The 23,792-nt window shown below is 47.6% G+C and carries 15 protein-coding genes; 5 read left to right on the forward strand and 10 right to left on the reverse strand.

Annotation, left to right across the window (positions count from 1 at the left end; translation table 11 throughout):
* Positions 1–202, forward strand: a 202-nt coding sequence (locus Q0117_RS08400) for a hypothetical protein (RefSeq protein WP_297924520.1), incomplete at its 5' end; no start/stop codon positions are given.
* Positions 203–431: 229 nt separating this feature from the next.
* On the opposite strand, the gene hemE is transcribed toward Q0117_RS08400, so the two are convergent.
* The 6 genes from hemE to Q0117_RS08430 form a co-directional block, all read right to left on the reverse strand.
* Positions 432–1,478, reverse strand: coding sequence for a uroporphyrinogen decarboxylase (hemE, locus tag Q0117_RS08405; protein ID WP_297924521.1), 1,047 nt, complete (start codon positions 1,476–1,478; stop codon positions 432–434).
* A gap of 2 nt (positions 1,479–1,480) precedes the next feature.
* A complete protein-coding gene (locus Q0117_RS08410; protein WP_297924523.1) occupies positions 1,481–1,972 on the reverse strand; it encodes a YqhA family protein in 492 nt (163 codons plus the stop codon).
* Between the two features lie 305 nt (positions 1,973–2,277).
* On the reverse strand, positions 2,278–3,309 hold the full coding sequence (locus Q0117_RS08415; protein WP_297924525.1) for an aspartate-semialdehyde dehydrogenase: 1,032 nt from the start codon (positions 3,307–3,309) through the stop codon (positions 2,278–2,280).
* On the reverse strand, positions 3,302–6,034 hold the full coding sequence (gene gyrA, locus Q0117_RS08420; protein ID WP_297924556.1) for a DNA gyrase subunit A: 2,733 nt from the start codon (positions 6,032–6,034) through the stop codon (positions 3,302–3,304). The genes Q0117_RS08415 and gyrA overlap by 8 nt, the downstream gene beginning before the upstream one ends.
* A 50-nt stretch (positions 6,035–6,084) precedes the next feature.
* Complete coding sequence (locus Q0117_RS08425; RefSeq protein WP_297924527.1) at positions 6,085–6,702, reverse strand: ComF family protein; 618 nt, start codon at positions 6,700–6,702, stop codon at positions 6,085–6,087.
* The gene (locus Q0117_RS08430) at positions 6,703–7,251 is read right to left on the reverse strand and encodes a YajG family lipoprotein (protein WP_177386869.1); all 549 of its coding nucleotides are present in this window, start codon (positions 7,249–7,251) and stop codon (positions 6,703–6,705) included.
* Between the two features lie 92 nt (positions 7,252–7,343).
* On the opposite strand from Q0117_RS08430, the gene Q0117_RS08435 reads away from it, so the two are divergent.
* From Q0117_RS08435 to Q0117_RS08450, 4 genes are all read left to right on the forward strand, one after another.
* Entirely contained in the window at positions 7,344–9,434 is a 2,091-nt protein-coding gene (locus Q0117_RS08435) for a DNA polymerase III subunit gamma/tau (protein WP_297924529.1), read from the forward strand.
* Between the two features lie 775 nt (positions 9,435–10,209).
* Positions 10,210–11,139 (forward strand): ribose-phosphate pyrophosphokinase, encoded by a 930-nt coding sequence (locus tag Q0117_RS08440; RefSeq protein ID WP_005873085.1) that lies wholly within the window; start codon positions 10,210–10,212, stop codon positions 11,137–11,139.
* Between the two features lie 722 nt (positions 11,140–11,861).
* A complete protein-coding gene (locus Q0117_RS08445) occupies positions 11,862–12,605 on the forward strand; it encodes a hypothetical protein (RefSeq protein ID WP_297924531.1) in 744 nt (247 codons plus the stop codon).
* Positions 12,580–12,777, forward strand: coding sequence for a hypothetical protein (locus tag Q0117_RS08450; RefSeq protein WP_297924534.1), 198 nt, complete (start codon positions 12,580–12,582; stop codon positions 12,775–12,777). The genes Q0117_RS08445 and Q0117_RS08450 overlap by 26 nt, the downstream gene beginning before the upstream one ends.
* Positions 12,778–12,839: 62 nt before the next feature.
* On the opposite strand, the gene Q0117_RS08455 is transcribed toward Q0117_RS08450, so the two are convergent.
* The 4 genes from Q0117_RS08455 to raiA all read right to left on the reverse strand — a co-directional run bounded on the left by Q0117_RS08455 (position 12,840) and on the right by raiA (position 23,787).
* Positions 12,840–13,520, reverse strand: a complete 681-nt coding sequence (locus tag Q0117_RS08455) for a DUF6882 domain-containing protein (RefSeq protein ID WP_297924536.1) — start codon at positions 13,518–13,520, stop codon at positions 12,840–12,842.
* A gap of 606 nt (positions 13,521–14,126) precedes the next feature.
* The gene (gene lepA / locus Q0117_RS08460; RefSeq protein WP_297924538.1) at positions 14,127–15,923 is read right to left on the reverse strand and encodes a translation elongation factor 4; all 1,797 of its coding nucleotides are present in this window, start codon (positions 15,921–15,923) and stop codon (positions 14,127–14,129) included.
* 623 nt (positions 15,924–16,546) lie between these two features.
* Positions 16,547–21,115 carry a hypothetical protein gene (locus Q0117_RS08465; RefSeq protein WP_297924540.1) on the reverse strand — a complete coding sequence of 1,523 codons (4,569 nt, stop codon included), beginning with the start codon at positions 21,113–21,115 and terminating at the stop codon, positions 16,547–16,549.
* 2,129 nt (positions 21,116–23,244) lie between these two features.
* A complete protein-coding gene (gene raiA / locus Q0117_RS08470) occupies positions 23,245–23,787 on the reverse strand; it encodes a ribosome-associated translation inhibitor RaiA (RefSeq protein ID WP_297924542.1) in 543 nt (180 codons plus the stop codon).
* Between the last annotated feature and the right edge of the window lie 5 nt (positions 23,788–23,792).

The raw sequence follows: 23,792 nt of genomic DNA on the forward strand, positions 1-23,792 counted from the left end.
CCCGCTACGGCGGAATTTTAAGCTTAGAGTTTTGAATTTATCCTTAAATTTGGGGCGTGCGAGCCATAAATTTAAAGCGTGGGCTAAATTTAAACTCGCAAGCTTGCGGTATTTTTACGCTGCCGCATACATAGCGCGTAAAATTTTAAGCCTCGCTCGGCGCAAAAACGACGTAAAATTTCAAATTTCGGCTAAATTTTAAAATTTCGTGGTATCGCCGCGCTAAAACGGCGCAGAATTTTAAAATTTAAAGCTTTGCGTTCCGCGAGCTGTTTTGACGGCGTGAAAGCAGTACAAAATTTAAAATTTATGGACAGCGGAAAAGATCGTGCAGAAGCAAAGCGGGCGGCCTAAGCAAGCAAAATTTTAAACTACGGCTCTATGAAATTTCACAGTGGCGCACTGCAAATAGGCTATCGCAAAGTCTGGTTTTAGCGCGCACTTAGCTCGTGCACCAGATCCACCAGATATTTGGCGTTTTGCACGCTCACGTCGGGCAAAATCCCATGGCCTAGATTAAAGATATGCGCCGCACCCTTCATCGCTGCTAAAATCTCGCGCACGCCCGATTCTATCGCGCCGCGATCGTATAGCCGCATCGGCTCCAGGTTGCCCTGAAGCGCAAATTTGCCCCCGAGCTGCTCGCGCGCAAGCTCAATCGGAGTGCTCCAATCCACGCCCCATACGTCAAAGCTCGCCTCGCCTCGCTGCGCCGCAATACGGCTCAACCGCGACATCTGCGCGCCCGTGCCCTTGGCAAAGACGATGAGCGGGATATGCGGGAATTTCGCTTTTAAAAATTCCGTGATTTCCAAGATGTATCGCCAGCCGAACTCCTCATACGCGCTCGGCTCCAGCGCGCCCGCCCAGCTATCAAATATCTGCACCGCATCGACGCCCGAGCCGATCTGGCGCGCCAGATAAAGCTTCGTCGCCTCTGTAACGAGGCGCAAAATTTCATGCAGAAGCTGCGGATTTTCGTAGAGCATCCTTTTGCAAACGGCGTAATTTTTGCTGCCGCCGCCCTCGATCATATAGGTAGCGATCGTCCATGGCGCGCCGCAAAAGCCGATGAGCGCTTTATCCGCGGCAAGGCGCGAGCGAGTAAGTGAGATCGTATCATAAACGTATCCGAGCTCCGCCGCGGCCTTTTGCGGATCAAGGCGCGTCAGATCGCCCTGGGAGCGGATCGGATCGCTAAATTTCGGCCCCTCGCCTGCTTCAAAGCGCAGATCCATCCCCATCTGCATCGGCACGACCAAGATATCGCTAAAAAGTATCGCTGCATCGACGCCCAAAATCTCTACGGGCTGGATCGTTACCTCGCTAGCAGCGCGGTAGTCGCGGCACAGGCTCAAAAAATTGCCCGCCCTCTCGCGCACCGCCATATATTGCGGCAGGTAGCGCCCCGCCTGGCGCATCATCCAAATGGGAGTGTATGGGGTCTCTTTGCCGAAGCATGCGTCGATGAAAACCATTTTTATCCTTTAAATTTACTCAAAATATACAAAGCCAAACAAACCGCAAAGATAGCCCCTGCGAGCAAAAGCATATCCAAAGGGGTAGTAAAATCGGTGTGCAAAATTCGCTTGAAAAAATCCACTACGAGCACCATTATGATGACGCTACCGAGTTTGTGCTTCAGCTCATCCAGCGAGGCGATCTTTAAAACTTGTAAATTTAGATCCACAAACTCGTCGATAAACAGCTCATAAATTCCAAATACAAAGATTAGCAGTACTATAGCGACTAGATACAGATCAATCGCCGTTATTATCTCGCTTAAAATATCGATGTAAAGCGTTCCCTCGCTCTGCGGGGCTAGGAAAAATTCTACGATTTTATAGAGCGCCGAGCCGATTTCGTAGCTTGCCATCACAAATATCGCCGCGCCTGCCGCGATGCAAAAAAGCACTGGCAGGAGAGTTAAAAATTTGCTGCAAAGTAAAAATTTTTCAAATATAGCTTTCATTTCTTCCTTAAATTTTAATTCGAGATTAGCCGCTCCGCAAGCGGACGTATAAATTTAAAAGCCGCTCTATGCCGAAGTGTTCGTTTAAATTTACGTTCGTTTGCAATCGCGTAAATTTACCCCATTTAGTCGCGTCCCTTTGAGTCTATTTAAATTTTGCGCCAGGTTAAAGGCGCAAAATTTCAGCTCGCGGTCTTAAATTTTAACTAGACCAATTTGCAAATTTATTCGCACGGTCTCGGTGCCGAAACCGCGCGCGCAACCGTATCCGCGCACAAAGGCTCGGCAACTCTGCTAAATTTATCTTACTTGTCTTGTTGCATATCGATCCAGCGAAGCGCGATGCGCACGGCGTTTGTCGCCGCTCCGACGCGGATCTGATCTGCGCTGCACCAAAGATGCAGAATTTTATCATCGAAATTGTCCCTGCGGAGCCTGCCGACGTAGGTTTCGTTCGTGTCGCTCGAAAGCAGCGGCATCGGGTACTCGTTTTTGCTCGGATCGTCTGCAAGCACGATGCTAGGCGCATTTCTTAAAATTTCGCGCACGCGGCTAATCTCAAAATCTTTTTTAAATTTTATCGTGATCGCCTCGCTGTGGCTGCGAAGCACCGGCACGCGCACGCAGGTAGCCGAAACGGCGAAGTTTTTATGCAAAATTTTCTGCGTTTCGTTCACCATCTTCATCTCCTCTTTGGTGTAGTCGTTGTCCAAAAAGACGTCGATGTGCGGGATGACGTTAAATGCTAGCTGGTGCGCGAAAACTTTAGGTTTGCACTCATCAAGCTTAAATTCAAAGAATTTTTGCAGCTGAAACACGAGCTCCTCCATGCCCTCTTTGCCTGCACCGCTGGCGGCTTGGTAGGTGCTTACGTCCACGCGCTCTATTTCAAACGCATCATCAAGCGGCTTTAAAATTTGAACCATCTGGATGGTCGAGCAGTTCGGATTAGCGATGATGCCCGTCTCTTTCCACAGCTCGATATCCTGCGGGTTGCACTCGGGCACTACGAGCGGAACGTCCTCTTGCATGCGAAAGTGGCTCGTGTTGTCGATCACCACCGCGCCGCTTGCTGCAGCAAATGGCACATAGTGCGCCGAAATGGAGCCGCCCGCGCTAAAAAACGCTATGTCGATCTCGTTTTCGTCGAAGGTGCTGTCGGTAAGCTCCTTCACGACGTATTCTTTACCGCGGAATTCCACCTTCTCGCCCGCGCTCTTTGCGCTTGCAAGCGGCAGTATATCCTTTACAGGGAAGTTCATCTCGTCTAAGACGCGCAAAATCTCCTCGCCTACGGCGCCAGTAGCGCCTACGATGGCGATATTATAACTACTCATCCTCTCCTCCTTTTAAAATTTCATCGCTAGGGCCGTCGCTCTGCGAATTTTTACTATCCAAATTTGAATTTAATAAATTTTCATCCTGCGCAAGCTCGTCCGCTTCGCCCTCGTCGCCCTCCTCGGCTTTCGGGCAGGTCGCGATGCTCACGACGTCGTCGCCCTCGACATTTACGACGATGACGCCGCTGGTGTTGCGGCCCGCTTTGCGGATGCTTTGCATATCGACGCGGATCATCTTGCCGCTGGTGGTTAGCGCCATTAGATCCATCTCCTCATCGACCATCACGACGCCGATGAGCTCTCCCGTGCGGTTGGTGAGCTTCATGCAGATGACGCCCTTGCCGCCGCGATTTGTTAGACGATACTCGCTCGCGGTCGTGCGCTTGCCGATACCCTTTTGGCTCACGCTTAAAATTTCTTGCATATCGCTTAGAATAAACGCGGCGCCGATAACCTCGTCGCCTTTCTCTTTAAATTTAATCCCCTTTACGCCGCGAGCGATGCGCCCCATCTGGCGAATTTTATTTAAATTAAATTTAAGGCACATTCCCTTTTTCGTAGCGATGAAGAGCATATTTTCGTTGGCGCTTTGCGGCTCGCCATCTTGAGTGCCCTCGCCTTGCGAAATTTCATCTGAAATTTCATCCTCGCTTCCCTCTAAAATATCCTGTTCGGTCTGCTCTAAAACTTCCTCAGCCTCGCCGCCGTCCAGATCGTCGCCGCTTAGAGCGCCTCCTTTGTAGTTTTGCATCTCCTCGGCGCTGTTTGGAGCGATGAGCGCAGTCACCAGCGTATCGTCCTCATCTAGGCTGATAGCGCGGATGCCAAGCGAGCGGATGTTTTTAAACTCGCTTAAATTCGTACGTTTTACTATGCCGTTGCGAGTGAAAAATACGAGCGACTTGCTCGGATCAAAATCGGTCGTAGGGATGATCGCCATAATCTTTTCGTCCGCGCCGAGTTGGATTAAATTTACGACCGCCTTGCCCTTTGCGGTGCGCGAGCCCTCCGGAATTTTATAGACCTTAAGCCAGTAAAGCTGCCCGCGGTCGGTGATAAACATAAGCGTATCATGGGTGTTGGACGTAAAAAAGCTCTCGATGAAGTCATCGTCGTACGTCGTAACAGCCACGCGCCCCTTGCCGCCGCGCTTTTGCTTCTCGTAAGTCTTGCTAGGCACGCGCTTGATGTAGCCGCGGTGAGTGATCGTAACGACCATATTTTCATTCGCGATAAGATCTTCGATGTCGATATCTTCGTAGTCATCGACGATTTCGGTGATGCGCGGGCATTTAAATTTATCCTTGATCTCCAAAAGCTCATCTTTGATGATCCCTTCGATTAGCTCCTCGCTCTTTAAGATCGCATCAAGCCGCTTTATCTCGGCTAAAATTTCTTTTAGCTCCTCCTCGATCTTTTCGCGCTCAAGCCCCGTTAAACGGCTTAGCCTCATATCCAAAATCGCGCCTGATTGCGCCTCGCTGAGGCCGAATCTGCTCATTAAATTTTCGCGTGCGACGTTGGTATCGGCGGAGTTTCTAATCACATCAATTACTTCGTCGATATTATCTAGCGCAATCTTTAAGCCCTCTAAGATGTGCGCTCTAGCGCGCGCTTTTTGAAGCTCAAAAATTGTACGGCGGATGATGACGGTTTTTCTATGGTTCAAAAACAGCTTCAAAAGCTCTATCAGCGTGAAAATCTTCGGCTCTTTGCCGTCGATTGCAAGCATTATCACGCCGAAGGTCGCCTCCATCGTGGTTTGCTTAAATAGATTATTCAGCACGATCTCGCTCATCGCGTCGCGCTTAAGCTCGATTACTACGCGAATTCCGTCGCGATCGCTCTCGTCGCGCACTTCGGAGATCCCTTCGATCTGCTTTTCTTTTACGAGATCTGCGATCTGCTCGATCAGGCGCGCCTTATTGGTTTGATACGGCAGCTCGTCGATTACGATGACATCTTTACTAGCTTTTTTTTCGATATGGGTTTTAGCGCGAATTTTAACGCGCCCTCTGCCCGTTTTATACGCTTCGATGATCCCCTTTTTGCCGTAGATTATGCCGCCGGTCGGAAAATCAGGGCCCTTGATCTCGCCCATTATCTCCTCTAGGCTTGCGTTTTTATTCTCAAGTAGTATCAAAAGACCGCCCACGAGCTCATCTAGGCTGTGCGGCGGGATATTCGTCGCCATTCCAACGGCGATTCCGCTCGAGCCGTTAAGCAGCAAATTCGGCACGCGCGCAGGCAGGACGTCGGGTTCGTTCAGGCTCTCGTCGTAGTTCGGTACGAAATCGACCGTCTCTTTATCTAGGTCTTTTAAAAGCTCCTCGGCTAGCGGCGTCATACGCGCTTCGGTGTACCTCATCGCCGCCGCGCCGTCGCCGTCGATCGATCCGAAGTTACCCTGCCCGTCCACGGAAGGAATTCTCATCGAAAAGCTCTGCGCCATTCGCACGAGCGCATCGTAAACAGCGATATCGCCGTGCGGATGGTATTTACCGATGACATCGCCTACGATACGAGCGGATTTTTTGTAAGGCTGGCGAGAGCCCACGCCAAGATCGTTCATCGCATATAAAATTCGCCTATGCACCGGCTTTAGACCGTCTCTGGCGTCCGGCAGCGCACGACCGATGATAACGCTCATCGAGTAATCAAGATAGCTCGTCTTGATCGATTCTTCAACGTCGATATCGATGATCTCCTGATTTTCAAACATATTTGATTGCATAAATATCCTTTTAAATTTTAAAGCGCGATTATAGCGAATTATTCTTTTGCATTAGCTAAAACCAAGCCGCACACGGGCATAAAGCCGCCATCGATCAAGCTCTCGCGCGCTTGCAGCATGCTAAGACCCGAGGTGATGATGTCGTCTACCATGATCACGGGGAATTGCGGCGGGGTTAAAATTTTAAAATTTCGCTTGTGTTTTAGGCGAAATTCCAAACTCTGCCCGGTGTATTTGACGCGGTTTTGCGCGCGTAGGCAGTGAAATTTTGGCTCCACGAGTTCGCTTTTTAGCGCGCGAGCTAAAATCGCCGTGTGCGAATAGCCGCTGCGAGCGTCATCATCCAGCGGCACGGCGTTAAATTTAAAAATTCCGTCCGTTTTAAATGCTTCGTAATTTTGCGGATTTGCTGAAATTTCGCGCCGCAGATGAAGCGGGAATTTCGCTAGGCTTAAAGAAGCTATGCGCGCAAGCACCGCAGCGCCGTATTCGTGATGTTTAGAAAGTATAAGCTCTCGAATTTCGGAGTAGCCATAGTAGTAAAATACGCTAAAGTCCTCCACCTGCCGCATACTTAGGCGGCATTCGGCTAAATTTGCGGCGCAGGCGGCGCAGATCGTGCGCAGGCTAAACGCGCCGCAATTTACGCAGCGCATCTAAAGCGTCAAGATGATTTGATCGGCGGATTTTTTGACGATGTCGCCAAGCAAGCTTTGCACAAAAGGATTAAGCGATCTAGCGGTGCGAAGCGCGGTAAATTGGCTCTGATCCTGCGAAACGCGCTTGGTCGTAGTTTTGTTGCCCTGCACGATAGAGATCGCAACCTCGCCTCTTGCGCTCATATTTTCCTTTGAGTAGCCGTTGATCGCTGCCGAGATGCTTCTAATATTTACGGTTACGATATTCGGGCTTGCTGGATCGATCCTTACGCCGCGAGCCTCAAGCTCCGCGCGCAAAGCCTTGTCGAACCACGCCGAGAGATTGTTTTTTAAAAGCACCTCATCAACCAGCTTGCCGTCGTTATCGTTGATGACGGCGATTACCATCTGATTTTCGCGCTGATCGTTGATCGCGTTGATATTTACCGACTTGCCGCTTACGGTCTGATCGGCCTTAGAAAGATACGGATTTAGGCTGATGACGCTGCTGGTTTGCGAGCAGGCGACAAAAAATAGCGCAAATACGCCGATTAAAAATTTTTTCATTTTGATCCTTTTTCTGAAATTCGGGCGCATTGTAGCACTAAATTTAAAATTTATAGATTTTTTTGTATCATTGCAAGATCAAAGGAGAAATTTTGCAAGCACTCGCTTTAAAATACAGACCCAAAAGCTTCGAGCAGCTCATCGGCCAAGACGCCGTCGCCAAAAGCCTCGCGCACGCGCTGGATTCGGGCAGGCTGAGCCACGCATATCTTTTCAGCGGACTTCGCGGCAGCGGCAAAACCTCGACGGCTAGGATTTTTGCCAAAGCGCTTTTATGCGATAAAGGCCCTACCGGTAAGCCGTGCGAGATCTGCGATAACTGCGTAATGGCAAACGAGGGGCGCCACATCGACATCATCGAGATGGACGCCGCCAGCCATCGCAAGATCGACGATATCCGCGAGCTTATCGAGCAGACGAAGTATCATCCCGCAAGCGCGCGCTTTAAAATTTTCATCATCGACGAGGTGCATATGCTCACCAAAGAGGCCTCCAATGCGCTTTTAAAGACGCTTGAAGAGCCGCCTGCTTACGTAAAATTTATCCTTGCGACTACCGATCCGCTCAAGCTTCCAGTCACCGTGCTATCGCGCACGCAGCACTTTCGCTTTAAACCGATCGCTAAAAGCACCGTCGTAGCGCACCTAGAGCAGATTTTAAAAACCGAAAACATCGCTTACGAAGAGAGCGCGCTTGAAATTTTGGCGCGCAGCGGCTCGGGCTCGCTACGAGATACGCTCACGCTCCTCGATCAGGCCATTATCTTTAGCCGCGAAGGCATCACGCAGCGCGCGATCGCCGATATGCTAGGCCTGCTCGATCCCGCTAAAATCGGAGAAATTTTAGACATCGTGCTGCGCCAGGACCGCGCGGGCGCGATCGAGATCATCAAAGAGGTCGAAAACTACAACGCCGAGACGATAATCGACGAGATGATCGCAAATTTAAAGGATAAATTTCTGCGCCGCGACGCGAAATTTAGCCTGCTGATGTACGAGCGGTTTTTCCGCATTTTAGCGGGCGCTAAGAGCATGCTCGCCATCAGCCCGGACAATACCTACGCAATTTCTATGATGATTTTTATGATGATGGAAGCAGTAAATCTGCGCGAGATCGACGAGCTCATAGAGGTCGGAAGATCCCTGGATCAAAGCGAGGGCTATGCTTCTGCTTCGGCGCCGAATTTAAACGCGCAAAGCTCCGCGCCGAATTTCAAATCAAATTTAAACCAAAGCGCGACATTCGCGCCAAATAGCAAACCGGGCGGCACGACTTTTGCGCCGAGTGACGCAGATAGCGCGACAAGCGGCGTGCCGAGCTTTACTGCGAGTGCAAAACGTCCCGTAAACACGGCGCAAAACTCCAGTGCGGGCGATGCGGCAAAACAAAACTTCGGCGCAAGCAACGAGATCAAACCTGGCGCAGCGGCGCAAGCGCAAAATTCTAGCTCTTCCATCAAAACGGGCGCTCAAAATGAAATTTACGAGAATTTTTTAGCCAAAATTTACGACCGCGATTACGATCTAGGCGAGAAATTTAGCAAATGCATAGAATTTTTAAAGCTCGAGCGCGGCACATTGTATCTGCTCTCGCGCGCGCAGGGGCAGGACAGAGAGTACCTACGCAAGGGTTCGCGAGCGATCAATAGCGTGCTAAAATCGCTTTTCGGCGAGAGCGCAGCCATCAAGATCGAGCAAGGCGCGCCGCAGAAGCAGGAAAATTCTGCGCAAAACAGCGCGGAAAATTCCGCCTCTAGTAACGTAGATAGCACAGCGAATGGCAAAGCAAAAGACGGGGCAGGCAGCACGGCAAAACCGCTTGAAAATTCTAGCGTTACGACAAGCGGCACGCAAAATTCCGAGACGGGCGCGATAAATGCCGAAAGCTCCGCGCGGGATGAAATTTCAAGCAGCGAAAATTCTGAAAAAGATTCCGCGCCGAAAGTAGCAAAACCGAAAGAAAACGGCACTAGCGGCGAGGGCAAAAAACAGCCGCCTAAGGATGATCTGTTAAGATCCACCGATCCGCAAAACTATGCCGCAAAGCCTCGCGACACGAGTAAGAGCGTGCGTGCCGCAAAGGCAGGTCTCGCCGAGCTCGCAAACGGCGCGCAGGACGGCAAGGAAATTTTAATCTCCGAGATGAATAGGCTATTCGGCGAGCCCACCAAAATCACGGAATAGCGCTCGCTGCGGATAAATTTACGCCGCGCCGCGCGATTTTAAATTTAAGCGTGCCAAAACGATATCGAAATTTACGCGGCGAAGCAAGCCTGCATGATTTTAAAATTTAAGCACGCAAAGGCGGTGTCTAAATTTACGCGACAGACCAAAGTCACGCGATAAATTTTAAAATTTTGCGGCGCGCGATCGAGCTCTAAACAGCAAGCTTTAAATTTGATCGCCAAAGCGAGCTTTAAATTTTCGTCAAAGCGAGCTTTAAATTTTCGTCAAAGCGAGCTTTAAATTTTCGTCAAAGCAAAGCGCATTTTAAATTTAACCGCTTAAGAAATCTAAAATTTATACGCCGCGGCAGTCTAAACTTAGCGCGCCGAAGCATTCGCGCAGTCGTCCCGCACAGGCTCAAATCTAAATTTACGCATAATCTCCGCAGCTTTAAAAGATAAAATTCTGCTCGTCTGTATCGCAAATATAAAATTCCGCGCTAACCGGCACCCCGCCCTCTGCGATACGGTTTTAGCCACATCCGCGCAGCTACTGGCACAAAAGCGGGCTACGATGACCTGCGCGCGTATCGGCTACAATCCAAAGCCAAATTTCACCTTAGTAAGACCGCGGCGAACCGAGCCGCCCTGAAATTTTAAAAATTTATCTCGCAAACGTGCGGCGGTCCGCGATGCTCGCTTATGAATTTTACGCGAGCGCAGCGGGCGAATTAGCTAAAATTTAGCGCTTTTGGTGTAGAATTCGAGCAAATTTCAATCCAAAGGTCATCAAAATGCGCGGATATAAAATTTTCTCCGGCACCGCAAATCCCGAATTTGCCAAAAAAATCTCCAAATATCTCTCGCTGCCGCTTAGCGAGTGCGCGATCAAAACCTTCAGCGACGGCGAAATCAGCGTCCAGATCGGTGAGAGCGTGCGCGGCAAGGACGTCTTCGTCATCCAACCGACCTGCGCGCCCGCAAACTCCAATCTGATGGAGCTTCTGATCCTAACCGACGCGCTGAAGCGCTCCAGCGCGAACTCGATCACGGCGGTCGTGCCATACTTCGGCTACGCTCGCCAAGACCGCAAGGCGGCTCCGCGCGTGCCGATCAGCGCGAAGCTCGTGGCAAATATGATGCAGACGGCGGGGATCGACCGCGTCGTCACGATGGATCTGCACGCGGGGCAGATCCAGGGCTTTTTCGACGTGCCGGTCGATAATCTCTACGGCTCGCTGATATTTTTGGACTACCTGAAAGAGAAAAATTTAAAAAATCCGATCATCGCCAGCCCCGATGTGGGCGGCGTCGCGCGCGCCAGAAGCTTTGCTAAAAAGCTCTCGCTCGATCTGGTGATCGTCGATAAGCGCCGCGAGGAGGCGAACAAAAGCGAGGTGATGAACATCATCGGCGACGTCGCGGGCAAGGACGTGATCCTAATCGACGATATGATCGATACCGCGGGCACCATCGTCAAGGCTGCGGGCGCATTTAAAGAACAGGGCGCAAAGAGCGTCAGCGCGTTTTGCACGCACGCCGTGCTAAGCGGCCCGGCATATGAGCGCATCGAAAGCGGCGCGCTGGACGGTCTCGTCGTGACCGACACGATCCCGCTAAAGCAGGAAAGCGACCGCATCAAGGTAATCAGCGTCGCTCCGCTTTTCGGCGAGGTCATCAGGCGCGTATATCACGACGAGAGCGTAAATAGCTTATTCAAATAAAATTTTAAAATTTAAAGCGTTGTGCGGTTTGTTTTAACCAGCCGCAGGAATGCGAACAATAGGCATCTTATAATAAAAGATCGCGGCTCAGCCTAAGTCAAGCGCTTACGCCCGCGAGCTCTAAATTTATAGCGTTTTAGCTAGCTGCGATTTGACTATTGTGAATTTAACTGCGACGCGAAATTTAGCTTCTACGCGGCGAATTCAATTTATGCGCGGCATTTACTCCGCGCGACGGAAAAATCTAACTACAACCGCAAAGCAAATTTGCCGCACCAACCGCTGCAAGCCGCATTTTAATCCGCCGTATTAACTCCGAAAAACTGCGTTTTAAATTTGCCGTAAAATTTTCTGCATATTTGATGAGATCGCGCAGCAGCGCTACGCTTTAAGTTTATGATAATTTGCCGCACATTCGCGTCTGTACATGCAGCTGCGCTTCTGCAAAACTCACACTCGCTAAATCATGCAAACCGCGTTTTAAATTTCGCCGCTATTAACAGAGTATTCGCCCGCAAAGCCTCTGTAGTGCTTTATTGTGATATTAAGTTCGGCGGCTAAATTTCAAATCCTTTAAATTTGAAACCCGCTTAAATTTTAAAGCCTCTTCAAATTTAAAATTTAATCCGAATTTGATCTGAATTTTTATAAAATTCCGCCGTTTTAAACGGGCTTTAAAAGCGCGCGCAAGCTGTTTTGCAAGCCCGAAAGGAAGGAAGCTGATGCCTACTTTTACTACCAAAGACTACAAAGCCGCCCTTCGCAGCCGCAGCGCACGAACCACTAGCACAGGCGGATTTAGCGTCAAAAACGACAACTCCTTCATCGTGATCTTCTCCGTTACGATGATGGCTTTTATATTTTTTTACGGCGTTTTAACCGGGCTTGATTTAGATGAAATTTTTTTAGGAAACGGTCACGGACGCGGTGGAGGCGGGATTTTAGGACTTTTGATCGCCGGCGTAGCTTGGTATCAAGGGCGCGACGGCGGCGGGCTGTTTAAATTTAGCGGCCATGCGATCACCTTCGTCTCAAACGAGCGCAAGAGCGAAATTCTGCTCTTTAATATCGACTACGTTAGGCTCACGCCAGGCTTTTTGCGCACCTGCACCGGCTACACGGCGCTTAGCCACTCCCGCTACGTAAAATACGAGCAGTTCTTTACATTCGGAATCGGATCGATCATCGTGCTGTGGCTAGTCGGTATCGCCATGAGCGAGCGCGTGGGGATGGCGTTCGCGATAATGGTCGTGGGCGTCGTGATCTTTTTCTTCGCCAAGACGCTCTCGTCGTGGCGGCTAAACGGCGACTTTCACGACATCTTGCTGCGCGACACCGTGCTGATCCGCGGTAAGGATCTGAACGACCGCGTGCTGTGGTTTGCGATCACGCCCGGCCGCAACGACCGCCGCAGGCTGCGCGCCTACTTCAAAGAGCACCTTGATTTCGACATCGACGGCGGCTGATTTTGGTTTAAAATTTAAAGGCTTGGGCGCGGATAGAGTAGCGGAATTTACGACGCAAAATTTAAGGCAGAATTTCACGCGGCGGAATTCCGCGATGCAAATTCTACCCAGCAAAATTTCAAGACGTAAAATTCTACGATATAAATTTGCAGGGCAAAATTTCACGGCGTAAATTTCAAAGCCGCGAATGCACGGCGCGAGATTTGCGGCTCTATACGGCAAACTTCACCTCGCTTAGCCGCCCCAAATTATCGAACGAAAAGAGTGCATCATTTTAAAATTCGCTACGATCTTGCCCGCCGCTTCGCTAAATTTCGTGCCATTTCTAAGCAAAAGCGCCCCCGATAAAACGGCGTGATTTAACTGAAATGCGCCTATATAATCGCGCGCCAAAGATATGAGCTTGCTTGCGCCCATACCGCCTCTGATCGTGCCATCGGAGCTCACACACTCATCTGCCGCAAACGCCACAAACACCGCTCCGCCTGCGTGCGGACAGCGGTAGTAGATTGCAGGTTCCTGCGATAGCCCGCACGCAATCGCGCTTAGAGCATGCCCGTTTATCTCCGCACTTAGTGCAAGCTTGGGCGTGCTAAGCTTCTCTAGCCCGCGCCGCAAGCCGAAGTCGCGCACATCTCGCGCAAGGGTAAGCAGCCGCTCACCTAGGCGGTTTATGTTTTCGTATCCCCACAGCCACGTGCGGCTGCTGCTCGCTTCGCTGCCAATATACCAGATGGCACGCGGCGCATAATCGCCGAAACTGATCTCGCCGCGCTTTAGATCCACAGAGCGGCGCCTGCTCTTTACGATCAGCTTCGAGCCCACCTCTTGCACCCTTGCGCCGCAACCCAAACATGCCAAAAACAGATCAGTAAAGCTGCTCTTATCCACGCCTAAGCGGTCCAAAAATTTCATTTTTACTCCTTTGATCTCGCACCGATAAATTTAGCGCTTTTGTGGAATTTATCGGCGCTCTCTTTTATACGCCGCGCTTGGATGGAATTCATCAAAATAAATTCTAGCTGTCGCTTGCGCTATAACGATTTCACGCGGCGCGCAGTAAAATTTAATCAAATTTTATAAAGTCGCGGCGGATAAAATTTCATAGCGGGCGCCGCCTGGATAAAATTTTGCAACCGAGCCGTGAACGCGACTGCAATGGTCGGCGGGCGGCAAAATTCAGACCGCCCGCAGAATCGTTAAATTTGAAAGGCGAAATTTTAGCCTAATTTAAAAGCGAAATTTTACAACCGAGCAGCGAGCGTTAGAGCTTAAAGCGGCGCAAAATGGGCGCGCAGCAACGAATGTATCAGCTCAGGCGGCAAGCGATAGTTAAAGCCGTACAGTCATAAAATTTAGATCGCCTCTTAAGATAGTAAAATTTAAAGACGAAATTTAATACCGAACGACGAGCCGCTAAATTTAAACCGCCCGAGCGATCGTTAAAATTTAAAAGCAAATTTTACGACCGCGCGACAAAAGATGAAAAAAGATGAAATTTAGATTACCCGTGCGATAAATTTAATCGATCTTTAGCACGCTCAAAAACGCCTCGCTCGGCAAATTTACCCTGCCGATCGCTTTCATGCGCTTCTTGCCCTCTTTTTGTTTTTCGAGCAGCTTGCGCTTGCGCGTGATGTCGCCGCCGTAGCACTTGGCGGTCACGTTTTTGCCCATGGCGCGGATGTTTTCGCGAGCGATGATCTTGTTGCCGATGCTCGCTTGGATCGCGACCTCAAAAAGCTGCCGCGGCACGATCTCCTTCATCGCTTTGACGAGATCGCGCCCCTTGGATTCGGCCTTTGAGGCGGGCACGATGATCGAGAGCGCATCGACCGCTTCGCCCGCGACGCGGATGTCGAGCTTGACTAGATCGCCACGCCTATAATCGATCGGCTCGTAATCAAAGCTCGCATATCCCTTGGTGCAGGATTTAAGCTTGTCGTAAAAGTCCATTATGATCTCGTTTGTCGGCACGTCGTATTCGAGCAGGACGCGCTCGGGCGTGATGTAGTCCATCTTGGTTTGTATGCCGCGGCGCAAATTTAAAAGGCTGATGAGATTGCCCAAAAACTCGCTCGGAGTGATGATGGTCGCCCTGACGTAGGGCTCCTCGATGCGCTCGATAAAATTTGGCGCTGGAAGCTCACTGGGGCTATGTATCCGCACGCACGAGCCGTCCGTGAGATACACGGCGTAGGTCACCGTAGGCGCCGTGGCGATGAGATCGAGATCGAACTCGCGCTCAAGCCGCTCCTTCACGACCTCCATATGCAGTAGCCCCAAAAACCCGACGCGAAAGCCGAACCCTAGCGCGAGCGACGTTTCGGGCTCGTAGCTAAGCGAGCTGTCGTTTAGGCTGAGCTTGTCCAAAGCGTCGCGTAGATCTTCAAATTTATCGGTCTGCACGGGATAGATGCCCGCAAACACGAAGGGCTTGGCCTTCTCAAAGCCACCCACGGGCGCGACGGCGCGATTTTTAAAAAGCGTGATCGTATCGCCCACCTGCACGTCGGCGACGTTTTTTAGCCCCATCACGACGATGCCCACTTCGCCGCTGCTAAGCTCGCGGGTTTTAGCGGGCGCGAGCGGGTTGGGATACATCAGATCAAGCACCTCGTGGCGGTTCTCGCTACCCATGATATAGACCTCGTCGCCCTTTTTCAGTACGCCGTCGTATAGCCTCGCAAGCGCGAGCGCGCCTAGGTAGTTATCGAACCAGCTGTCGTAGATGAGCGCCTTAAGCGGCGCGGCGTCGTCCGTTTTGGGCGCGGGGATGCGAGTGATTATCGCTTCTAAAAGCTCCTTGATGCCCACACCCGTCTTGGCGCTGACCTCGATCGCGCTGCTGCAATCAAGCCCAATGACGTGCTCAATCTCATCTTTTACGCGCTGCGGATCGGCGGCGGGCAAATCGATTTTGTTGAGCACGGGGATGATTTCAAGGTTGTGCTGTAGCGCGATATAGACGTTTGCGATAGTCTGCGCCTGCACGCCTTGGCTCGCGTCCACGACGAGGATCGCCCCCTCGCAGCTAGCCAACGAACGCGAGACCTCGTAGCTAAAATCCACATGGCCAGGGGTGTCGATCAAATTTAAAACGTATTTCTCGCCGCCAAGCTCGTACTCGAGCCGCACGGACTGCGCCTTGATCGTGATGCCGCGCTCCTTTTCGATATCCATCGTATCCATGATCTGGCTGCTCATCTGGCGCGCCTCGACGGCGTTGCACTCGCTGATTAGGCGGTCTGCGAGTGTGGATTTGCCGTGGTCGATATGCGCGATGATGCTGAAATTTCTAATATTTTTTGTTTTCAAATGGTTTTCCCTGGTGAAATTTTAAGCCGCATTGTGCCGAAATTTCATTTAAAAATGGGTAAATGAGGAGGCGATATTTACGAACTAAAAATTTATACAACGAAGTAAAATTCGTAAGCCGCTACGGATGATAGAATTTTAAAAAATTATTAAGTGGCATGCTTTGCCACAACGGAGTTTGACGGCAAGAATTAGACGCTATTTACGAACGGAAATTCTGCGGCTATATTGAAATGTAAAATTTCACGTAACAAAAAATTGTAATAAGCCTTGCGTGATCACGCTACGCGAAACTTGCAATGCTGATGGCTGAGAATTTTAATAAACGGGAGGAGGATCGCCATACGAAATTTTATTTTGAAATTCTACTACGAAGGATTTGATACACAAAATTTTATGGCATTACAAGTATGCAAACTTCGGTAAGTAAAATTTTACCACCAACGTCTTACAGCAAAATTTCGCAATTTAAAATTTCAAAGAAATTCTATCTCATGGAATTTACAGACAAAAATTTGCAAAGCAAAATTCCAAAATATTTGTCGCCAAGAAAACCAAAATTTCGCTCATAAAAAAAGGCTAGCCAGGAGGCTAGCCTTTGTGCTACGAGCTTAACGCAGATGCTACCAATCAGTCTTTTGATTGTAGATATCGCGGACATCGCCAGAATCTAGAATTCTAGTCGAAGTATCGCTAGTACTATTGTCTGACGAGCTACCACCAGCGAACGATCCTACGTCATCCGCTATGCCCGATTTAACTTGACCTTCACCGCCCCAGACCGTAGGTTTAGACTGCTTTATATGTACGCGAAGAGGATTATAATACTGTCGTACGCCCGGATACTTTTTAGAGTAGGCTCCTCCATCATTTGCAGTAAACATAGTCTTATCATTTAAGGCTGGAGTATGAATAAGCCATGGATTAGTAATGATACGTATTGTAGCATGACCTGCTGCAGTGCCACTGATGGTTATATTCTCTCGGCCATTTTTTACCACATTGGCCCTGCTGATATCCACATTTACGTCGCCAACCTTAGTAAGACTATCGTAGTCGCTCACAAACTCCTCGTCTATGTTATTTAAAGTAGCTTTCGTATTTACTACAAACTTCGTAAAGTCAGTTAAGCTATGATCTTCAGCCGCTAGCACGGTAAATATATTCGAGGCTTTAACCTTGCCCGAGGCATTCGCAACCGGAACCTCGTAGGCCAAACTATCGCTAGGCGCAGGCATATTCGAGCACTTATCGGTTCTACCACAATAGATTTGCGTGTAAATAGGAACAGATATTGGAGTCCCAGTAGTAGCTTGCTGCACTATAGCCCCCAAACTTTTATCGTACGATGTACCATAGACAAATAGGGCGTAAGTGCCTACATTATCGCTAAAATCTGTAACGGTCTTGCCGGTTGCGTAAGTTTTGCTATTAGAATTAGCGGCGGCTATATAAGCAGCCTTACTTGCAGCTCTGGTCTCGCTAACCTTTCTAGTAATAAAGACATCGAAATCTTCCTTAGACAGCTTTATATCGGTTTTATTGTAGTCCTCAGAGTCGGTATCAGAGATAGCTTTGTATGAGCTATCGAATTTCGATGGCCAAAACTTTCCAAAGGTCTTAAGAGCGGTTCCGTCTTGAATATCAAAGTCACTAGCATAGATAAGCACCGGGGTGCTAGGGGTTTTATGCATCCTAGCGAAGTTAAAATACACGGTCGAGTCGGGAGTTTGTCCTTCTCTAAATCCTTGCGCTAAAATTCTGAATTCATTTAACTTCGAGTCATAATTAATTCCTGTACCGCCTTGCGGTCTATTGATAAGCCCGCCTCTTAATGAAGCATCAGAGTAGTAATTAAGAGCTATTTTAAGCGGTATAGGTAAGCCATAACCAGCATCACCGCTAGAAGCGGCTTCCTCCCAGTCTGGCATCTCATCAGTTTTAGAAGAACCCTTACTGCTTCTTACGTTATATTTATAGCATCTGCTATCATATCCAGTAGAGCCTAAGCATACGTCAGAATCTTTAGCAAAATACTGCGTATCGCTAAGAATCTCGTATTTGACGGTAGGCCTATCAGGATATGGTACATAGTTTGTATTTGCGCTAGTCTCACTAGCATTAGTAGCCTTAGAGCAGCGTCCGTCAGCACTATTGCTTTGACAATCAAATCCGAAATCTAGCGCGAAGTCAAGGTCGCTTGCAAATCCGCACACGGCTTGAAGTTTCTCCTTACCTTTGTCGCCAATTTCCATTTTATATCCGTCATAAAGCGTAGCAATGACATCCTTATAAACCTTGTCGGATAGATATGCTACTGCATTGACCTTAAGCTTAGCTAGCTGACTTATCTGATGCGTCACCGCTAAATTCTGGCTAGAATTTTCGTCAGCATATACTACGACATCGTTTTCGATGTCCGGAGCGTTGAAATATGTATACGCAGATATTCCACCCGAAATATTATTATCACCTACGCCCCTTGTCACGCCGTTATCAAGGCTTGTGAGAGATACTCTGATACGATCCGGTCGGTAGCGTAATACGATATTATCATTTATCGCTTTATCTTTGTTAGCAGCAAGCCTCATACCTACGTCGCAGCCTATCATACCTTTAGCATTAGGAGTATTGCTAGATGAATTGATGATACATTTAGCGCTATTCCACTTCTTAGAGTATGTCTGATCGGAGTAGGCATCCGTCCATGAGTTATCATAGACATTTACAAGCACATCGCCAACATTATAGTAGTTAAAAATTTTATCGGCATCTTTGCCTATGGTTTCGGTATAGATGACGGCATAGCTTTTATCTTTTGCCTCAGGATTTTTTCTAGACTGGGTCATAAGATATGCGCCTTGAACATGACCTTTACTATCAAATTTTGCAACGCCCTCCGTCTCTTCGATATTTCTAGCGTTAAAATTCGCCCATAGACTTACGGCGTTTTTATCCCATACCCTTCTATACGACGCGTCAAATTTCGAACTTGTACCATTTAATACGCACGAGACATCATCGCTCTTGCCAAAAGAGCCTTTTTTGATAGCTTCCGGATCAATCTCATATTTGCCTGTTTCGGCATTGTATTTAGCACCGGAATATTCCACTGCGGTACCACCATAACAACTATCTTCTTTAACGCCACGTTTTAATGTAGTGGAAGCATTCTTTCTATCTACATAATAGGATTGAGTAGTGACATTAGCCGCGCATTCATTAGATATAAACGGACGCAAGTAGGTTTGAATACCACGAATCTTAGTTGATATATCTTGAGTATCATCAGAATCCGCGCCATAGCTCTTACGTAGATGATAGCGTTGATTGCCCAAATCCCCGCCAATTTCTGCTGTGTAGTTAGGTACGCCGTTGCCGCTATAGCTTCTGGCCGATATTACATGAGCCAAGATATCTGCATTTTGTGTATAATCACCACCTACGCGCAGATTACTAGGATTAAGTACGCTGGAGCCATCACCTTTTTTAGTTATATCGCCGCTAGCGGTGGTATCTACGATCTTACTATACTTGCCCGAATCCTTCAGCGCTTTTGTATCTACATTAAAATATGCAGGGCGAAGCACAAAGTTGTCGCTACCGCATATATGGAACGAGCCGTCTTTTGACATTTGAATTCCGAACTCATCTTTAGCAGCCTTTATATTATTTTCAAGCTTCTGCAGCTCCGGTTGTATTTTATTCTCCCAAATGTCCTTCTTTTGCTCCGCAGTTAGTTTTGTGTTGCACCAGCTAAAATTCTCACCTGTCTCGCAATATCCATATCGCTTTTTAAGCTCCCATTTCTTGAGCTCCGAATAATAAGCCTTAGGATCGCTGTTATTTAAATCTTTGTTTTTTATATACTGATCTAAATCGGATCCTGAGGCAACTTGATTGTCCGGACGATAGCTAAGCATAAATGTAAGACCCTGATACGCATCTCCTATCTCTATATCGTTTAGCTCTAAAATACTTTTTCCTTTAAAATCCACTTCCTTATCGATAGTGTAATCGGTTTTGTCCTTCATCTTAAACGGAATTTTTAAGGAATCGGTTACGGATCGGCATGAGTAAACTGCGCTATTCCCCTTATCGCTATCGGCAACTTTATCCGAGGTAGTAGCGGCATTTCTCGCCCTGACAACGGATAAATACAATTTACCGCTCAAGTCGAATTTCTCAAGCTTTCTAGCCTCACTACCGATATATACGAGCTTGCCGGTATTCGGATCTTTTTTGAAGTAAGGAGAATTTGCGGCTGCGTCGATGTATTCCTCGCATTTACCGGTATCATCCTTATACTTCTTACAAAATTGGCTCTCATAATCCGGTCTAAAGATGAGTTTCGCATCGAAAGGCTTATCGGAGATTTGAGTATATAGCCTATCGTCGTCGTCATTTTTACTAAAATTCTTATTGACTACCTGCAAACCGCTTAAAGGTAGGATATTAACGCTTTTAGAAACCTTTGTCGCGTCGCATAATTCAAGCTCGGAAGCGCTATCCATCTCTATGAAGACTCGCTGACCGCCGCCTATATCTAAGCTCATCTTATAACTTAGTGTCACGGCAGGAGCTTGAAGAATTTTTGCACCGGTATTAACGGTAGCGTTAAACTCACCATACGCCGCTTTACCTGGTCTCATTAGACCGCCCACCGGAGTAGTCGTGCCAGCTTTTATCTCTCCTGCACCCTCGCCGATATGGAATTTTAAGACATTCCTATCTAGCATCGTAAATTGCCTATTATTATAGATAGGATCCGTGACGTTTGGGGTGCCACCTTTTATGACGTCTTTCATCGTCTTGTATGCACCCTGCTTCCCGTCGCGTAGATAGACCAGATCTTCGGCTACCGCTGCGGGTATGGTATCCGTAGTGGTATTGATAGGATTGTTTACAGTTAGTTTATTATTTATAGTAGAACTATCTTTAGTATAGGTAGCGCCCGCTTGAGAAAAGTCGATCGATACTACCGCACCTGCTGCATCTTCGCTATTACCGCCATTCAATCTATTTTCAAATTTCATTCTATAATAGATATTCTCGCCGGCAACTACCGGGTTTTTGATCTGCTCAGGAGGTTCATGTAGTTTTTTTACATCCTCTTCGCTTCTTCGGTTACCATCATTATCAAAAAATTTAACCCAGTTAGCGGCGTTATATACCTCATACTGATAGCACATTTGAGGGACATACAAATCGGCGGAAATAGCAATCATACTTATGAAGTTTTGATCGGCTTGACCTCCGTTGAGATCTTCATACGCCGCACCCAAAGAGATGTTTAGACTAGATTGCGCATTCTTCATCTTTGAACCGATATCGAATTCGTCCAGATCAAATCCACCTAAATAACCAGTGCCGTATGGATAGCTATACTTATAGGTGCCGTTATCATTTATAAGTAAAGCGACAGAGCCGTCGTATATATTAGCGCGATCGTTAGCTAACCGTTGATTAACCACACCGGATCCGTATAGCGAATCCATTTGTGCGGTTCCTTTGTGTTGAACTTTAAAATACTCGTCGGAGGTCATTTTTCTCTCGCCACCAAACCCTAAAAACCCTAGCTTTGCACTTACGGACCCACTTCTAGGTGTATAAAATCCATTGATGGTAGCGTTAATGTTTATAGGCGTATATCCATTATCCCAAGGGGTGAGGACAAAATAATCGCCGTAAATAGTTACGTTTTTTGGTTTAAAATATTTATTTTTATATTCTACGGCCTCTTTATAAGTCATTTTTTGACCCGTTACGCTATCGTTAGATTGTAAATTATCTAGCAAAGCCCTTCTGGACGGGGCGGTTTTATCATATACTACGATTATTCCCCATCCGCCGTACGGCCCAATACGAGCGGTGGTGAACTCTCCATTGGTAAAATCTGCACCGATTGGATCCATACCATCACTCGTTTTTACGTCTCCTACAGTAAATTCAATGCTGTCGGAATAAGGTTCAAAATATTTCTTGACTAGATCGGTAATATCTTTAGTGCAGCCATATTTTAAACGCAAACGTAAGGGCTTGCGAGATTTTGCCAAAAAGTTCCAAGCAGCCGTTCCTTCGCATCTATCTCTATAAACATCTTCTATTATGCTAGCTTTACCTTTCGAGCTTTTCATTTTAAATTTCACCCGTGTATACCCCTTAGCAAAACCGGTCAATTTTTTTCCGTCTTTGCTGTTGTATTCTGCTTCGCTGTCAAAATCAGTCGTGCTGAATATATTTCCCTGCCAATAAAGTCTCGCATAGACTATATCGTCTTTAGTCACGCCCTTAGGAAGCCTCAAAACAGCTTTTGAACTATTCAAATAAAACTGTCCGTCGCCGTCATCTTTAATGTATGTGCCTTTTGCTCCCCACATGTAATCACGGCCTAGAGCAGAAGGCCAGCTTAAACTAATCACCGGCTTTCCGGTCACGGCGTAGTCTCCAAAGACGTATGTGCCCGCACCGCCGAATCTAACTATCGGCTTTTGGTTTAATTCGTCAGACCGATTTTTTATAGTGGTGAAATTATACAAACCCTGATCTCCGTTCCAAGTCCAACCACCTCTCCTTCCGTCCAGCACGCCATCGTCACGATACTCGTTGCTTATTGGGGTAGCAGAATTTATCTTCACGTTCGACCTAACATCATCTGCGAATACTCCCGTCGCGAAACAAAACAACAGCGCCAAAATGGGCGCAAAGCTAAAACTCTTAACTTTCATGATACTACCCTCCGGTCAATAACATAATTTTTGACTATTATTTTACATTTTTTTTGCTTAAATTACAGTGCAATTTGAAAGATTTATAATTAAAATTTAATTTATTTCAAATGGGACGGCAAATAACGACAACGCGATGAAAACTTAACGATGAAAAAATTTCATAAAATATAAAAAAATGTGGAAATTTATCAAAAATTTCAGCAAATTTTAAAATTCAAAAGCTCTGTTACGATTTGATGTTGAAATAAATTTTACATCCGCTACGAAAAGCCGGCTCGCTTACGGCGAGTTGAGCGCGATTTTTTGCTCACGCAACTTCACCCACATTCGCTTTACGGCTTCACTGCTCGTAGATAATTCTCGCAACAAGGCTTGTCACAACTAAAAATCGGGCGGTATTACTCTGTAAAAATTCCTAGTGCAGCGAATTAAAGACATCGCAATTTAGACTTTGCAAAAACATGACCAGCTATTTTTCCAAAGTTCATCGGCGCTATGTTATAACAGAGACGATTTAAAAAAAGCACCCGATCCGAATTTCATCAGAACTCGAGCGCTTGAAATTTCAAATACCCGAATATGAAATTTAGCTAAAACAGACCGAATTTACCGTCTTTACGCTTGTAAAGCACACGCATTTTAGCGTCCATATCGTTAAAGACCAAGAACTGATCGGTACTTTCTTTAAGCTTATTTAGCGCCTCATCTATCTCTAGCGGCTTATAAAGCTCTAGCTCGGTAGGGACGATTTCATCAACCTCGTCGTTTAAATTTGGCTTATTGGCACCGACCGCATTATCTACGGCGTTTTGTTTCATCTCGTCGCGATTTTTGTGAGAATTTACCTTATCGTGGTATCTGCGTAGAACCTTTGAGGCGCGATCTACGATGAGATCGACGGCAGCGTAGAGATCTTTATCTTTTTGGCGCACGACGATAGTATCTTGATGCGCTAAATTTAATGAAAAATCCACTACAAAACCTTTTTTGCCTTGCTTCTCGTCGGCAGAAATTACACAACGCCCCGAGATGATGTCGAGATTATATTTTTCTAGCGTCTCAAATGCGTTTTCGACATAATTTTTAATAGCTTCCGTTAGCTCAAACTGCTTACCTACGATATTTAAATTCATCGTCT

Origin of the sequence: uncultured Campylobacter sp. (assembly GCF_937997535.1) — a bacterium.
In the GTDB taxonomy this organism is placed as follows: Bacteria; Campylobacterota; Campylobacteria; order Campylobacterales; family Campylobacteraceae; genus Campylobacter_B.

Coding starts and splice junctions, on each gene's coding strand:
- raiA (WP_297924542.1), bottom strand. CDS start 23,787: ATGAATTTAAATATCGTAGGTAAGCAGTTTGAGCTAACGGAAGCTATT.
- Q0117_RS08445 (WP_297924531.1), top strand. CDS start 11,862: ATGCCTACTTTTACTACCAAAGACTACAAAGCCGCCCTTCGCAGCCGC.
- Q0117_RS08465 (WP_297924540.1), bottom strand. CDS start 21,115: ATGTGCTATCAGTATGAGGTATATAACGCCGCTAACTGGGTTAAATTT.
- Q0117_RS08410 (WP_297924523.1), bottom strand. CDS start 1,972: ATGAAAGCTATATTTGAAAAATTTTTACTTTGCAGCAAATTTTTAACT.
- Q0117_RS08415 (WP_297924525.1), bottom strand. CDS start 3,309: ATGAGTAGTTATAATATCGCCATCGTAGGCGCTACTGGCGCCGTAGGC.
- Q0117_RS08440 (WP_005873085.1), top strand. CDS start 10,210: ATGCGCGGATATAAAATTTTCTCCGGCACCGCAAATCCCGAATTTGCC.
- Q0117_RS08425 (WP_297924527.1), bottom strand. CDS start 6,702: ATGCGCTGCGTAAATTGCGGCGCGTTTAGCCTGCGCACGATCTGCGCC.
- Q0117_RS08430 (WP_177386869.1), bottom strand. CDS start 7,251: ATGAAAAAATTTTTAATCGGCGTATTTGCGCTATTTTTTGTCGCCTGC.
- gyrA (WP_297924556.1), bottom strand. CDS start 6,034: ATGTTTGAAAATCAGGAGATCATCGATATCGACGTTGAAGAATCGATC.
- Q0117_RS08455 (WP_297924536.1), bottom strand. CDS start 13,520: ATGAAATTTTTGGACCGCTTAGGCGTGGATAAGAGCAGCTTTACTGAT.
- hemE (WP_297924521.1), bottom strand. CDS start 1,478: ATGGTTTTCATCGACGCATGCTTCGGCAAAGAGACCCCATACACTCCC.